Raw genomic sequence first — 14075 nt, forward strand, 5'->3', positions numbered from 1 at the left:
ACTCGTCCAAAGGATCGATCACCGATGTCTGTACCGCCCAAGCAGTTTCACCTGAACGCGTTCCTCATGGGTGTGGGTCACCACGAGGCGGCCTGGCGCCATCCCCGAACCGAAGAGCGTCGGGTGTTGGATGTGCGGCACTTCCAGGAGCTGGGTCGGATCGCCGAACGCGGCAAGCTGGATTCGGTATTCTTCGCCGACGGTCTGGCGGTCGGGCCGCGGATCAAGCGCAACACCCTCGCCGTATTCGAGCCGGTGACGCTGCTGTCCGCGATCGCGGCGGCAACCGAGCATGTCGGGCTGATCGCCACCGCCTCGACCACCTACAACGAGCCGTTCAACCTCGCCCGCAAATTCGCCTCGCTGGACCACATCAGCAGCGGTCGGGCCGGGTGGAACATCGTCACATCGGGAAATGAGGAGGAGGCGTTCAACTTCGGTTTCGACGCCATTCCCGAGCACGCGCGGCGTTATGAGCGGGCGCAGGAGTTCGTGGATGTCGCGATCCAGCTCTGGGACAGCTGGGAGTCGACCGCGATCGTGCTGGACCCCGAGGAGGGCATCTTCGCCGATCCCGACAAGGTGCACAGCATCGACTACGTGGGCGATCGGTTCCGGGTGCGCGGACCGCTGAATTCGCCGCGCAGCCCGCAGGGCCGTCCGCTGCTCGTGCAGGCCGGATCCTCGGAGAGCGGAAAGGATTTCGCGGCGCGGTACGCCGAGGCGGTGTTCACCGCGCAGCGGACGCTGGAAGAAGGGCAGGCGTTCTACCGAGATCTGAAGTCGCGGCTGCCGAAGTACGGTCGCTCGGCCGACGAACTGAAGGTGCTGCCCGGTTTGGTGCCGTTCATCGCCGACACGCGCGCCGAGGCGCTGGCGCTCGAACAGGAATTCACCGACCTGATCTCGCCGGACTACGCACTGCGGCAATTGTCGTCGCTGCTGGGCGTCGATCTGACCGAACACGCACTCGATGCACCCTTGCCGCCGCTGCCGACGGAGAGCGAAATCGAAGGCGGGAAGAGCAGATTCACATTGGTGAAGGAGCTGGCCGAGCGCGAGGAACTCACCGTGCGCCAGCTCATCGGCAAACTCGGCGGTGGGCGTGGGCACCGCACCTTCGCGGGCACGCCAGAAGATATTGCCGACGAACTGCAATCGTGGTTCGAGAACGGCGCCGCCGACGGCTTCAACATCATGCCGCCGTACCTGCCCGGTGGGCTCGCGGATTTCGTGGACCGGGTGGTGCCGATCCTGCAGGAGCGCGGACTCTTCCGGACGGACTACACCGCGACGACACTGCGCGGCCATTACGGGCTGGACCCGGTGGAAAGCCAATTCGCGCACGTGGAAACGCAGGTGAGCGCATGAAGCCGCTGACCAGGCGGCGTGCCGTCGACTTCATGCGCAGGACAACCAGCGGCTGTCGCCGACGCCCGCCGTCCACCCCCAACCCGTCGCCGAAGGAAGCACGACCATGACGACCGTCAACGAAATCCCCACCACCACACTGCTGATCACGCCCGTCGCCGGGCATATCGGCGCTGAGATCACCGGCATCGACCTGCGCACTGAACTCAGCGATCAGCAGGTAGCCGAGATCACCTCGGCACTGCACGAATACAAGGTGCTGTTCTTCCGCGACCAGCACATCGGCCACGCCGAGCACATCGCGTTCTCCCGGCGCTTCGGCGCGGTTACGCCCTCGCATCCCTACGACGACGATGCGCCGACCGAATTCCAGGAGATCCTGGCCGTCGACAGCCGCCTGTACGAAAAGCGTTTCGGTATCAAGAAGTACACCTACACCAACCACTGGCACACCGATGTCTCGGCACTGATCAACCCACCCGCCGCCTCCCTGCTGCGGGCCGAGATCGCGCCCGCGCGTGGTGGTGACACCAGCTGGACGAACCTGGCGGCGGCTTACAACGGGCTGCCCGAGTCGCTGAAGAAGTTCATCGAGGGATTGCGCGCCGTGCACCGCTTCGGCGGCAATCGGCCGGCGTGGAACGAGGAGAGCGACTACGCGAAGAAGGTCGCCAACGCACCGCTGGTCACCGAACATCCCGTCGTTCGCGTGCATCCCGTGACCGGCGAACGAGTGCTCTTCGTCAACCCGGGCTTCACCACCCACATCGTCGGCCTGAGCCCCGCTCAGAGCGAAGCCGTCCTGCAGCTCCTGTTCGACGAACTGTCCAACCCGGCCTACACCGTCCGATTCCGCTGGGAGAAGGGCAGTCTCGCGTTCTGGGACAACCGCGCAACCGCCCACCTGGCCCCCAGCGATCTCAACCACCTGGATGTCACTCGGGTCCTCTACCGCACCACCCTCGAGGGCGATATCCCCGTCGGCGTCGACGGCGAACCGTCGCGCTCGATCGCGGGCCAGCAGTTCACCGGCGCCTGACCGCAGCCGAGCGTCGGCCCCACCTGGGCCGGCGCTCGGCAGGATCAACGCCGGGGATCCGGTACGGCCCTGATGGCCAGGAATCCGGACGGCTCACGGGACAGGCGCTCATAGCGTTCCCGGTCGATGTCGGCCGCTTCGGGCTGCGGTCGCGGCTCGAGCAGCCGTTCGATGAGAAAGCCCGCCGCACGCAGCTCTTCGCACGTCCGCTCCAACGGCGCAAGCCAGTATCGCAGTTGCCAGCCATTGCTGAACACGTCCTCGATCACCCGCACATCGAAATAGTTACCGCCGTGCCGCAGCCAGTCCCCGGTGGGATGCAGCCGCGACAGCACGAGCGCCCCATCCGGCCGCAGCACCCGCCGCAACTCTCGCAACATCGTTACCCGGTCATCGACATACTCCAGCGCGAGTGCTAACAGCACCAGGTCCACCGAATCATCAGGTAACCAGTCGAGCGGATCGGCCAGGTCGTGCACGCGAAACTCGCCTGCCGGAACCCGTTGCCGAGCCAGCTCGACCATTCGAGGACTCTGGTCCAGCCCGCACACCCGGGCGCCGCGCGCCACCAGCTCCTCGGCATACAGGCCAGGACCGCATGCCGCGTCCAGCACACTGCGCCCGGCCACCTCCCCGAGCAACCTCAGACAGGTCGGCCGGTCGTAGTGCGCGTTGTACAAGCTGTTCCGCGCCTGTTCCAAGAATTCGTCGGCGAACTCGTCGTATTGCGGATCGGACCCCACCACATCAGTCACGTTTCCAGTCTGCCCGGTCCGGACGAGTTGGCCACGCGGACCGTTGCGCGGCACTACGCGAAAACGCAGGGGTGCAGGCTAATTGGGTACGATGACGGGATCGGTGCAGCTGGCCGCCACATCCACGAAGGAGCAGGGCTTCGGGGCGCGGGTGGGGCGGTAGTCGGGGGTTACGCCGCCGTTGTGGGTGATGGCGGTGTAGGCCGGGACGGCGTCGGTGGGAGTGCGGGTGAGGGTGGGGTCGGTCCGGACGTTTACGGTGTAGAGGCCGAAACGGGGTGTGTAGGAACCCCATTCGTAGTTGTCGGTGAGGCTCCAGTAGTTGTAGCCGATGAGGTTCATGCCGTCGGCTTTGGCGCGTTGCAGCCAGTAAACGGTGTCGCGGAGGTCGTCGGCGCGGGTGTAGTCGTCGGCGCGTGGGAGGCCGTTCTGGGTCGGCATGCCGTTCTCGACGATGTAGAGCGGTCGGCCGGGGAATTTGCGTGAATAGTGTTGCAGGGCATAGTAGATGCCCTCGGGTTCGAGTGGGTTCTTCCAGAGTTCGCTGAGACTCATTTGGGTGACGGTGTCGGGGGCAGCACCGTAGTAGTAGTCGATGCCGATGTAGTCGAGTTTCGCGCCGATTCGGTCGATGAGCGAGCCGTTGATCACGTCCTCGGCCGCCGGGATGTAGGCCACGTTACTGGTCACCAGCGCGCCGGGCTGCACTTGGTGGATGTGGTCGTAGATAGCGTTGTGCGCCTGAATGATCCGATCCTGCATCGCGGGGATGGCGGTCGGGGAGAGGCCGCCGTGGGTGGTCTCGTTGATGATGTAGGCGGCGGGTTCGTTGAACGTGACCCACAACGGATCGGACGCGGCGTAGCGGTCGACGACGGTGCGGGCATTGGCCAGCCAGTCTTCGACGATTCCTGGATTGGACCAGCCGCCGCGGTCGACCTCCCAGCCTGGGTAGACCCAGTGGTCGATGGTGAGCAGCGGGCGCATGCCGGCAGCGGTGATCGCGGCGATCACGTTGTCGTAGAAGCGAAGTCCGTCCTCATCCCATGCGCCGGGTCGCGGCTGCACCCGCGCCCACTCGATACCGATGCGATAGATCTTTACGCCGAGCTTTGCGGCGAGATCGATATCGGACCGGTAGCGGTGGTAGAAATCGACCGAGTCGAGGTAGGGGTCGTCGGTCTTGCCCGCGGCCACGTACCGGGACCAATTGCTGTCCGGCGCATAACCTTCGGACTGGTAGCCCGATGCGGCCACGCCCCAGAGGAAGTCGGCGCCCAGCGGCTGCACCTGAGCGGGCGGCGCCGGTTTCGCGAACGCGGGCGCGGTGCCAGCGGTGATGAGCGTCGCTGTGGTGGCCGCCATGGTGGCCAAGATATGGCGGCGACTGGGTGATCGCATCGAACTCCTGCTTCCTGAGGGTGACGGGCGCTCGTGGACCTCCGGCGCGCACACGTGCCGGGTCGGGTAGGGACCACGCGACGAGGGTAACTGGTCGGTCGACTTCGATAGGGGAGGTCCGCGCGGAATTGCTTGGGGGAGTGGGTGATCTTCCGGTTCCGTGCGGAGTAGGGGAGGGGAGCGGCGAGAGATCGGGACTCCTAGGGAGTGTCGAGTCGGGTGCACGCCTGAGGTGGTGCCGGAGCATGGCAAGACGGGGTTGCAATGAATTACATTAGGGTAGGTAGATATGCGCATCTACGCATGCAATGCTCACCTTCAAACTCGACGACAAGTCACCTTCCAAACGCAACACACGATCCCTCCAACAAGAGCAAGCCAAGAGGAGGAAGGCTCAGCAGACTTCTTGCGCTACAGACCGTCTGGATCGCGCGGCACAGCGCGAACCGCACCGAAGATCGGACTATCCCGCGTCGACCACGGCCGTCACGACGATGTACCCCTTGGGATCGCGCCACGTCCGCCCGGGATGGTGCGTGAACCAATCCTCGATGTCCTGGCGCAGATCCGCCGAGATGTCCTGCCGCCGTGGGTGATGGGTCGGGATTCCGTAGAACGCGAACAGCGCCTCGGCGAAGCGGATCAACGGATCCGGCGTATCGAAGACGAGGGCATTGTCGGATCGGTGGATTCGAATGTCGCCGAAGACATCCGACATCATCGCGGGCAGCGTGTCGGAATCGACCGTTCCCGCGAACGCGTCGCCCACGGTGACTCCATAGGTCGCCGCATGCGCGGCTACGAGTTCACCGGTGTACGGGCAGGCCCTCGGGTGATTCACCACGACCGTTACCGACCCGCCGGCCTTGGTCGCCCGCCGGAATTCGGCGAGCGCGCTCGGCGGATTGCCTACGTGGTACAGCATGTGGCGCGCGGTGATCACGTCGAAACTGTCGTCGTCGAACGGAATCCGGTCGGCACTGCCGAACACCCCGCGTACCCCGGGAATGGCGTTCGCCTCGGCGACCATGGCAGGTGCGATGTCGATACCGACGAGCGGCCCCTGATGCCCGCGCGCCGCCAGGTCAGCGAGGAATCGCGCGTCCCCGCACCCGATATCGGCAAGATGTTCGGTGCCGGTCAGCGATAGTGCCGCTAGTACGTCCGCGCCCGGGTCGTCTGGGCGCTCGGAGTATTTTTCGTGCGTGTCGATCCGCACCTGCAGCGGTGTGGGATCGGCGTATTCGGCATCGAGACGGTAGCTGCACATCGCGGTCGTCCTTCGGTCCTGTTGGCCGGTGGTTGACCAGGTCGCCAGGTCCGGCGATCGGGTCCGCGGGCTCTCCGGCGGTGAGCGTACCTCCCGAGGCGGCGCGTGGAGACCCTTTCGCGCAGCCACGGTGCTGCTATGAACCGTCCGTCCGTGGTGCGGTGGCGACGGGAAGCTTCAGGGTGCTCGGTGTGGCGTCGACCAGGTCGCGCATATCCTCGGTGCCCGGGCGTTCATCGTCAAGGATAGGTTCACCGAGTCCGATTTTCTCCTGGAGGCGTTTCATCCAGGCTGGTGCCCACCAGCAGTCGTCGCCGAGCAGCTTCATGACGGCCGGCACCAGCAGCATGCGCAGTACGGTCGCGTCGATGAAGAGTGCGGCGATCATGCCGTAGGCGATGTACTGCATCATCACCAGATCGGAGAAGGCGAATGCGCCGGTCACCACCAGTAGGATCAGCGCCGCGGCGGTGATGATGCGGCCGGTGTGCGCGGTACCGGTGCGGACCGCCTCGCTGGTGCTCGCGCCCTTGGCCCTGGCCTCGACCATGCGGGAGAGCAGGAAGACCTCGTAGTCGGTGGACAGGCCGTAGATGATCGCGATGATCAGCACGAGCACATTCGATTGGATCGGCTGGGGGGTGAAGTTCAACAACCCGGCGGCGTGACCGTCAACGAAGATCCAGGTCAAGATACCCAGAGTGGAGCCGAGGCCGAGCGCGCTCATCAACGCGGCCTTGATCGGTAGCACAAGCGAGCCGAATGTCAGGAACATGAGCAGTGTCGTCATCAGTAGGACCAGGGCGATCATTGCCGGAATCCGGTAGAGCAGTGCGTCGATGCTGTCCTTCTGCATTGCCGGAATCCCGCCGACGAGCATGGTGACGCCATCGGATAGTTCCATCGCGCGCAAGTATTCGATGGTGTCGCCCGCCTCGTTCGGGTTCACCAGTGTCGCCTTGGTGCGGTAGACATTGCCCTGCGTCAGGGATTTGGACGGCGTTTCGAATGTGCTCGCCAGGCCCGGCGCATGTCCCGCCGCCCGCCACGCGTCGCCGACCGCGCCGCTGTCCTCGGCGACGAAGACCAGCTCGATGGGATCGGATCTGCGCTGCGGGAAGTAGGTGTCGATCTGCTCCTGTGCGACGCGAGTCGGGTTGTCCGGCGGGAGATAGCGCTCGCTGAAGCCGCCGAAGATGAGATTCTTGACGGGGATGATGAGCAGGAACAACACGATGACCAGCGGGATCGCCACGGTCAGTGGGCGCTGCATCACCCAGGCGGTGGTCTTACCCCAGAAGCCGTTCGCGATCTGCGCGGTGGTCTTGGTTCGGCGGAACCGCTTGAACCCCAACATATCCACGCGCGATCCGAGGATGGCCAGGCTGGCGGGGAGGATGGTGATGGCGGTGAGGGCGGCGAGCAGGACTGTTGCGATGGCGCCGTAGGCCATCGATTTGAGGAAGCCCTGGGGGAACAGGAGCATACTGCCGAGGCTCACGATGATCATGGTCGCGGAGTACACGACGGTCCGGCCCGCGGTCATGACGGTGCGGCGCACGGCGGCGCGGGTGTCGTAGCCTTCGGCGAGTTCCTCGCGGAATCGGCTGACGATGAACAGGCCGTAGTCGATCGCCAGCCCCAGGCCGATCATCGAGAGCACCGATGAGACAAACGAATTCACCTCGGTGAAGCGCGTCAGGAACATGATGATGCCGGATGCGCCGATCACCGTGAGTCCACCGACGATCAGTGGCAGTGCGGCGGCGACGAGTCCGCCGAAGATGAAGAACAGCAGGACCGCGACGGCGGGGATGGCGAGGACTTCCATGCGGTGGACGTCGTCGGCCATTGTGTCGTTGAGTGTGCCTGCCACCGCTTGCAGGCCGCTGACCTGCACGTCGATACCCGGAATGGCGAAGGTGTCCTTGACCTTTCGGAAGTTGCGGACGGAGTCGGTGTCGTTGTCGCCGGCGATGGCGATCGCGGCCAGCGCGTGCTTCTTGTCGTCGGTCGCCGCTTTCGCGCCGCTGATCTTGGCGTTCGCTACTCGCCAATAGGATGCGTTGATGCCGGTGATCTCGTCGGGGTACTTGTGCGGCAAACTGTTCAGATTGTCGATGATCGGCTGGCTGAACTCCGGATCGTCGACGGTTTTCCCGTCCGGCGCGGTGTACAGCACGATGACGTCGAAGTCGTGATTGCGCCCGAAGGCGGCGTCCGCGAGCCGGGCCGCCTGCGCGGATTCCGACGTCGGATCGTCCATGCCACCGGAGCTGAGATGGCCTTCCAGGCCGAATCCGTAGCCGCCGAGCGCGAGTAGCGCGGCCGCCACGATCGCGATGACCGCGAAGCGCAGGCGGTACACGAGATCGCCCCAGCGCGTGAACATCAGCGGGCTCCTTGCCCGGGGCGCAATGCCGAAAATGGCTGTGCTGCTTGCTCAGCCGCGCTGATCGCCATGGGGCTGCATCCTTTCCGGGGGTGCACGCTCGATGTGCCTGTTATCAAAGGTACAGGCCAGTATGAAGCGCATGCGTTTCAGAAATGATGCCATGCGGTGCGTTGATGTGATCCGGATTGCATTGACCGTCAACGCAATCCGGATCACGACTACAGCGGCTGCCCGACCGGAGTGATCGTGAGATCGGTCGGGCCGAGGATTTTGCCGAGGGTCACGGCGAGCGTGTGGAGTTCGTCGGCTACACGAATGTTCGCGCCTACCGTGCGGGCATCCAGGATTGGACCGAGGCCGGCCTGTCGATCGCATCCGATTCCTGAGTCGCGCAGCGGCGTTCGAGTTGTGGCCGGGCCGTGCGCGACCACATCCTCGGAAATGTCGGTGGGGCGGGCTACCGTGGGGTAATGACCACGCATCTGACGCATTGGGGAGTGTTCGAGGCCGAGAGCGACGGGGAGCGGTTGACCTCGGTGCGGCCGTGGCGGGGGGATCCGGAGCCGATGGCGTTGATCGAGAATGTGGCCTCGGCACAGCATCATCCGACGCGGATCGATCGGCCCTATGTGCGGCAGGGGTGGTTGGAGCGGGGGCCTGGGGCGTCCGGGCGCGGTGATGAACCGTTCGTGCCGGTGTCGTGGGAGCAGGCGTTCGAGCTGCTGTCGGGTGAGTTGAGCCGGGTCTACAGCGAATACGGCGCGGAGTCGGTGTACGGCGGGTCGTATGGGTGGGCGAGTGCGGGGCGCTTTCATCACGCGCAGAGTCAGGTGCATCGGTTTCTGAACTGCCTGGGCGGTTACGTGCAGCACGTGAACAGCTACAGCCTCGGGACCTCGCAGGTGCTGTTGCCGCACGTGATCGGGTCGATGGGCTTGTTCGAGGGGCAGGCGACCGCGAAGAGTGTGCTGGTCGAGCATGCGGAGTTGGTGGTGGCGTTCGGCGGGGTGTCGCCGAAGAACTCGGCGGTGTCGCCGGGTGGGGTGTCGCGGCACAACACCAAGACGTGGATCGGTGCGGCGCGGGCGCGCGGCTGCCGATTCGTCTCGATCAGCCCGCTGCGCGACGACATTCCGGTCGAGGCGCAAGCCGAGTGGATCGCGCCGCGGCCGGGGAGCGATACCGCGCTGATGCTGGCGTTGGCACAGGTGCTGGACGCGGATGGGTTGGCGGACACCGCGTTTCTGGATCGCTACACGGTCGGCTACGAGCGGTTCGCCGGGTATGTGCGCGGCGAAACCGATGGCGTTGTGAAGGATCCCGGGTGGGCGGAGCCGATCACCGGCGTATCCGCCACGCGGATCCGATCGCTGGCACACGAGATGGCGGCGGCGCGCACATTGATCAATGTCAGCTGGTCGCTGCAGCGCGCCGAGCACGGTGAGCAGCCGTTGTGGCTCGGGGTGGTGTTGGCCGCGATGCTGGGCCAGATCGGGCTCCCCGGAGGCGGATTCGGACACAGTTACGGGTCGACGGCGCATGTGGGCGACCCGGCGCGCGGGCGTTCGGTGCCGAAATTTCCGCAGGGCAGCAACAAGGTGGCGACCTTCATTCCGGTCGCGCGGATCGCCGACATGCTGCTGAATCCGGGGCAGGTCTTCGATTACAACGGTGCGCGGCTGGTCTACCCGGATATCAAGTTGGTGTATTGGTGCGGCGGGAATCCCTTTCATCACCACCAGGATCTAGCCCGGCTGCACACGGCATTCACCCGGCCGGAAACGGTGGTCGTGCACGACGCGTTCTGGACCGCCACCGCGCGCCATGCCGATTTCGTGCTGCCGGCGACGATGAGCATCGAACGTGACGATTTCGGCGCCGGGCAGAACGATCGTGAGTTCTTCCCGATGAAGGCACTGACCCGCCCGCACGGTGAGTCTCGCGACGACTACGCGATTCTCGGCGAGTTGGCCGAACGAATCGGGGTGGGTAAGGAATTCACCGAGGGGCGGACCGCCGAGGAGTGGGTACGGCACCTCTATGAGCAATGGCGCGCGAACGATCCGAAGATCCCTGACTTCGACGACTTCTGGGACAGCGAGTCGCTCGCGTTACCGGTGCCCGATCCGGAGCAGGTATTGCTCGCCGACTTCCGTGCGGACCCGCAGCAGTACCCGCTGAGTACGCCCAGCGGCAAGATCGAGATCTTTTCCGCGACCATCGACGGTTTCGGCTACGCCGACTGCCCGGGTCATCCGGTCTGGCTGGAGCCGCAGGAGTGGCTCGGCGGCGACGTGGCGGCGCGATTCCCGCTGCAGCTGATCGCCAATCAGCCACGCACCAAACTGCACAGTCAACTCGATGTCGGCGCGCACAGTCGATCGGTGAAAATCGCTGGGCGGGAACCGGTTCGGTTGCATCCCGACGATGCCGCGGCTCGCGGGCTGCGCGATGGCGAGATCGTGCGGATCTTCAACGACCGGGGCAGTTGCCTGGCCGGACTGGTCGTCGACGACGCGGTCCGGCCGCAGGTCGCGCAGTTGTCCACCGGCGCCTGGTACGACCCGGATCCGGCCGATCCCACATTCTGCCGGCACGGCAATCCGAACGTGCTGACCATGGATCGGCCCACGTCCAGTCTGAGCCAGGGTTGCTCCGGGCAACTGGCCCTTGTAGAAATCGAGGCCTACCGTGGCCCGCTGCCCGAGTTGGCCGTGGACGGGCCACCGACCACGGTTGCCCAGTAGCCCAAGACCTTTCGTGACGCGGGGCAACCCGGTGCGTGAGGCTGGTCTCACCACGAGGTCCCGGCCGTTCTCGGCTGTGCGATTTCTGTCAGGATTTTGGACTATGGTGACGAATCCGCTGCCCGCGCTGGCTCGCCGTATCGCGCAGAAACGCTGGGTCATGCGCATGGCGCCGATCGTCGTGCCACTGGAACGGTTCGTCCGGTGGGTGACCCGCGGTCGATATGGTGTGCTCGACCTGGCGGGGTTGCCGTCGATCGAGATCACTGTCGCGGGGCGTAAGACGGGGATCCCGCGCACCACATCGCTGCTGTACGTCCCGCGTGGTGGGGACTTCCTGATCGTCGGATCCAATTGGGGCAGTACCGAACACCCCGTATGGTCGGCGAATCTCCGTGCCGCCAGCACCGCCACCGCCCGGTTGCGGGGTGAACGGTTCGAGGTCTCCGTTACCGAGGTCGCGGGTGTGGATCGCAAACGCGCCTGGGATCTGGCCGTCGAATTCTGGCCCGGCTACCGGATGGAGCACAAACTCTCCGGTGGCCGGGTTTTTCGCATCTTCGAACTGCGCCGGAGCTGAATTCACGGCGCGTGGGGATTACCGCTGAGCGGGCACGATCGGCGTGCCCTGATTCGCGCCCGGTGCGGGCGGTGTCAGGGCGGCGGCATTCGCATTGGGCTTGGCGGGCGGTGTCGGTTGTGCCGGTGTCAGTAGTGGCGCGATCGGCGATGGTGGTACGACGACGCGGCTGGGTGGCTTATCGGGCGTCGATTCGCCGCACGTAGGGTCCTCGTGTTGGTCGCAGGTTGTCGCGGGCACGATCGGCGCCGCGTGTGCGGAGCCGATGGTGAGGGGCAGCAGCGCGGCGGCCGCGATCAGCGTCGAAGCCAGCGCGTGGTGTGTATTCGTCGACATTACGATCACAACCAGATCGGATCGCCGTATACGGCGACCGAATTGTCGGCGGTATCGGTGGAAATGTTGACGATCGCATACGAACGCAGGCTCACCGGGCCCATACAGGCATCGACCTTGATCTGCACCTGTTCGGTGGTGATCGAGCCATGCGGTCCGGTTAGAGCTTTGGTTCCGAACGCAATGGTGGTGATCGTGCCCGGTTTGAGCGTGGTGGACACACTCGGCATGGCCATGGCGGCCAGCCCGGCGCTCACCCCGGGCATCGGCGCGATCGCGACATTGACATTCGGGCCGATTGTTCCGGTGAGTCCCACCGAGATGCCATTGGATACGTCTATCTGGCAGCCGATCTGGTACCCGAGGGTGAGTGTGCCGGAATTGACCGATTCGCCGCCTTCGCCGGTGATGTCGGCGGCCGCGCGCACGCTGACGAATCCCTCATGACTGAACGAGGTCGCGGCGAGATTGGGGACTCGATCGAGATTTTCGGCGGACTTTGTCACCGTCAGTTGCCAGCCGTCCTCGGTGGTTACGGTACGGGACTGATCCGGCAGCGGATCCGCCGAAGCCGATTGTGCTGGAACGATACTCAGCACACCCGCGGCCAGCAGGCATAGCGGGACGGCGATCGAGCTATTCATGTTGTGTGTCTCCTCAGTGATTAGGCTGTCGAACGATATCTGACGCCGTAAGACCGCCCCGTAGTCAGGACGCTTGTTCAAAACGGTCCATGGTCGGTATCAGGGCGCGCAGAATCCGACTATGCCGACACAGCGGTTCCATGCGTTCGCCGATGATTTGCTCGCCGACCACGACGGGGTGAGCATCGCGGATCTGGTGCGTCGCGGTGTGGTCAGCGCGGCCGAGGTCGCCGATGCGGCGCGGGCTCGGGCGGCGCGGGTTGATCCGATATTGCGCGCCATCGTCGCCGAGACGACGACCACGGCGATCTCGAGTGATACGGATGCGCCACTGTTCGGTGTGCCGACCTATGTGAAGGACAACACCGATGTGCGCGGGCTGCCGACCAATTACGGCACCGCGGCGTACGTCGCGCGGCCCAGCACCCAGGACGGGCCGTATACGAAACAGTTGCTGAGCAGCGGGATGACGGTGCTGGGCAAGAGTCGCCTGCCGGAGTTCGGATTGAACGCGAGCACCGAATTCGTCGCCGCCGAGCCGACACGCAATCCCTGGCATACCGACTATTCGTCGGGTGCGTCATCGGGCGGCGCGGCCGCGTTGGTGGCTGCGGGGGTGGTTCCGATCGCGCACGGCAACGATGGCGGCGGGTCGATCCGCATCCCGGCGGCGTGCTGCGGGTTGGTCGGTTTGAAGCCGAGCCGAGGGCGGCATATCGACGGTCCGCAGGCGCGGTCGATGCCGATCAATCTGGTGTCCGAGGGTGTGCTCACCCGATCCGTGCGCGATACCGCGACGTATTTCGCTGCGGCCGAACGGTATTGGCGCAATCCGAAGTTGCCGCCGGTCGGTTTGGTCGAGGGGCCGGCGCGGCGGCGGCTGCGGATCGGTGTGATCGCGGATTCCATCACCGGCACGCCGACCTGCGCGCAGACCCGTGCCGTGCTCGACGAGACCGTCACGCTGCTGGAGAAGCTGGGCCACGACGTGCGTCCCGTCGCGCCGCCGATCGAGCCGCGCTTCGTCGACGATTTCACCCTTTACTGGGGACTACTGGCGTTCACGGTTGCCGCAGGAGGGAAACTCGCCTTCGATCGGCGGTTCCGGCCGGGCGGTTTGGATGGGTTCACCCGCGGTCTCGGCGCGCGCTACCGCAAATCCATGGCGCGCACACCCGCCATCCTCTACCGACTATCGCAGGTGCGGCGCACCTACGCCGAGATGTTCCGCGACAACGAGCTGATCCTCTGCCCGGTCCTGGTGCACACCACCCCGGAACTGGGCTACCTGAACCCCACGGTCCCGTTCGACGAACTGTTCGCGCGCCTGATCTCCTGGGTCGCCTTCACCCCGCCGAACAACGTCGCAGGCACACCAGCGATCTCGCTCCCCATGGGCATCTCACGCGAAGGCCTCCCCATCGGCATGCAATTCTCCGCCGCCTACGGCGACGAACGCACCCTCCTGGAAATCGGCTTCGCCCTGGAAGCCGAACACCCTTGGCGCCGCATCCAAGATTGACCGAATCCGCTTGGG

Annotated in this window: 12 protein-coding genes; 5 read left to right on the plus strand and 7 right to left on the minus strand. The window is 65.2% G+C overall.

All coding sequences use genetic code 11. The features are described 5' to 3' along the window. Nucleotides 1–24 precede the first annotated feature (24 nt). On the plus strand, nt 25–1371 hold the full coding sequence (locus tag OG874_RS12485) for an LLM class flavin-dependent oxidoreductase (protein ID WP_330255289.1): 1347 nt from the start codon (nt 25–27) through the stop codon (nt 1369–1371). Nucleotides 1372–1477: 106 nt separating this feature from the next. Beyond that, the gene (locus OG874_RS12490; RefSeq protein ID WP_330255290.1) at nt 1478–2410 is read left to right on the plus strand and encodes a TauD/TfdA dioxygenase family protein; all 933 of its coding nucleotides are present in this window, start codon (nt 1478–1480) and stop codon (nt 2408–2410) included. 44 nt (nt 2411–2454) lie between these two features. Here the strand turns inward: OG874_RS12490 and OG874_RS12495 are convergent, their stop codons facing one another. The 5 genes from OG874_RS12495 to OG874_RS12515 all read right to left on the minus strand — a co-directional run bounded on the left by OG874_RS12495 (nt 2455) and on the right by OG874_RS12515 (nt 8713). Further along, nucleotides 2455–3165 (minus strand): class I SAM-dependent methyltransferase, encoded by a 711-nt coding sequence (locus OG874_RS12495; protein ID WP_330255291.1) that lies wholly within the window; start codon nt 3163–3165, stop codon nt 2455–2457. Between the two features lie 78 nt (nt 3166–3243). Further along, on the minus strand, nt 3244–4566 hold the full coding sequence (locus tag OG874_RS12500; RefSeq protein ID WP_330255292.1) for a family 1 glycosylhydrolase: 1323 nt from the start codon (nt 4564–4566) through the stop codon (nt 3244–3246). A 463-nt stretch (nt 4567–5029) separates the two neighbouring features. Beyond that, nucleotides 5030–5836 (minus strand): class I SAM-dependent methyltransferase, encoded by an 807-nt coding sequence (locus OG874_RS12505; protein ID WP_330255293.1) that lies wholly within the window; start codon nt 5834–5836, stop codon nt 5030–5032. Between the two features lie 136 nt (nt 5837–5972). Further along, entirely contained in the window at nt 5973–8228 is a 2256-nt protein-coding gene (locus OG874_RS12510) for an MMPL family transporter (RefSeq protein ID WP_442943335.1), read from the minus strand. A 221-nt stretch (nt 8229–8449) separates the two neighbouring features. Next, a complete protein-coding gene (locus OG874_RS12515) occupies nt 8450–8713 on the minus strand; it encodes a hypothetical protein (protein ID WP_330255294.1) in 264 nt (87 codons plus the stop codon). Here OG874_RS12515 and OG874_RS12520 point away from each other — a divergent pair. Both OG874_RS12520 and OG874_RS12525 read left to right on the plus strand, forming a co-directional pair. Continuing rightward, nucleotides 8702–10978, plus strand: a complete 2277-nt coding sequence (locus OG874_RS12520) for a molybdopterin-dependent oxidoreductase (RefSeq protein ID WP_330255295.1) — start codon at nt 8702–8704, stop codon at nt 10976–10978. The genes OG874_RS12515 and OG874_RS12520 overlap by 12 nt on opposite strands. Before the next feature lie 103 nt (nt 10979–11081). Next, nucleotides 11082–11558, plus strand: a complete 477-nt coding sequence (locus OG874_RS12525) for a nitroreductase family deazaflavin-dependent oxidoreductase (protein WP_330255296.1) — start codon at nt 11082–11084, stop codon at nt 11556–11558. Nucleotides 11559–11576: 18 nt separating this feature from the next. Here the strand turns inward: OG874_RS12525 and OG874_RS12530 are convergent, their stop codons facing one another. Both OG874_RS12530 and OG874_RS12535 read right to left on the minus strand, forming a co-directional pair. Beyond that, on the minus strand, nt 11577–11894 hold the full coding sequence (locus OG874_RS12530) for a hypothetical protein (protein WP_330255297.1): 318 nt from the start codon (nt 11892–11894) through the stop codon (nt 11577–11579). A gap of 5 nt (nt 11895–11899) precedes the next feature. Further along, nucleotides 11900–12538 (minus strand): MspA family porin, encoded by a 639-nt coding sequence (locus OG874_RS12535; protein ID WP_330255298.1) that lies wholly within the window; start codon nt 12536–12538, stop codon nt 11900–11902. A gap of 121 nt (nt 12539–12659) precedes the next feature. Between OG874_RS12535 and OG874_RS12540 the strand changes: the two genes are divergently transcribed. Beyond that, on the plus strand, nt 12660–14060 hold the full coding sequence (locus OG874_RS12540; RefSeq protein ID WP_330255299.1) for an amidase: 1401 nt from the start codon (nt 12660–12662) through the stop codon (nt 14058–14060). Nucleotides 14061–14075 lie beyond the last annotated feature (15 nt).

This window comes from Nocardia sp. NBC_00565 (genome assembly GCF_036345915.1).
Lineage (GTDB): Bacteria > Actinomycetota > Actinomycetes > Mycobacteriales > Mycobacteriaceae > Nocardia.

What these genes read in the sequence shown, in the direction of transcription:
- OG874_RS12500 (WP_330255292.1), bottom strand. Translation starts at nt 4,566, where the DNA reads ATGCGATCACCCAGTCGCCGCCATATCTTGGCCACCATGGCGGCCACC.
- OG874_RS12525 (WP_330255296.1), top strand. Translation starts at nt 11,082, where the DNA reads ATGGTGACGAATCCGCTGCCCGCGCTGGCTCGCCGTATCGCGCAGAAA.
- OG874_RS12540 (WP_330255299.1), top strand. Translation starts at nt 12,660, where the DNA reads ATGCCGACACAGCGGTTCCATGCGTTCGCCGATGATTTGCTCGCCGAC.
- OG874_RS12505 (WP_330255293.1), bottom strand. Translation starts at nt 5,836, where the DNA reads ATGTGCAGCTACCGTCTCGATGCCGAATACGCCGATCCCACACCGCTG.
- OG874_RS12530 (WP_330255297.1), bottom strand. Translation starts at nt 11,894, where the DNA reads ATGTCGACGAATACACACCACGCGCTGGCTTCGACGCTGATCGCGGCC.
- OG874_RS12485 (WP_330255289.1), top strand. Translation starts at nt 25, where the DNA reads ATGTCTGTACCGCCCAAGCAGTTTCACCTGAACGCGTTCCTCATGGGT.
- OG874_RS12510 (WP_442943335.1), bottom strand. Translation starts at nt 8,228, where the DNA reads ATGTTCACGCGCTGGGGCGATCTCGTGTACCGCCTGCGCTTCGCGGTC.
- OG874_RS12535 (WP_330255298.1), bottom strand. Translation starts at nt 12,538, where the DNA reads ATGAATAGCTCGATCGCCGTCCCGCTATGCCTGCTGGCCGCGGGTGTG.
- OG874_RS12490 (WP_330255290.1), top strand. Translation starts at nt 1,478, where the DNA reads ATGACGACCGTCAACGAAATCCCCACCACCACACTGCTGATCACGCCC.
- OG874_RS12515 (WP_330255294.1), bottom strand. Translation starts at nt 8,713, where the DNA reads ATGCGTGGTCATTACCCCACGGTAGCCCGCCCCACCGACATTTCCGAG.
- OG874_RS12520 (WP_330255295.1), top strand. Translation starts at nt 8,702, where the DNA reads ATGACCACGCATCTGACGCATTGGGGAGTGTTCGAGGCCGAGAGCGAC.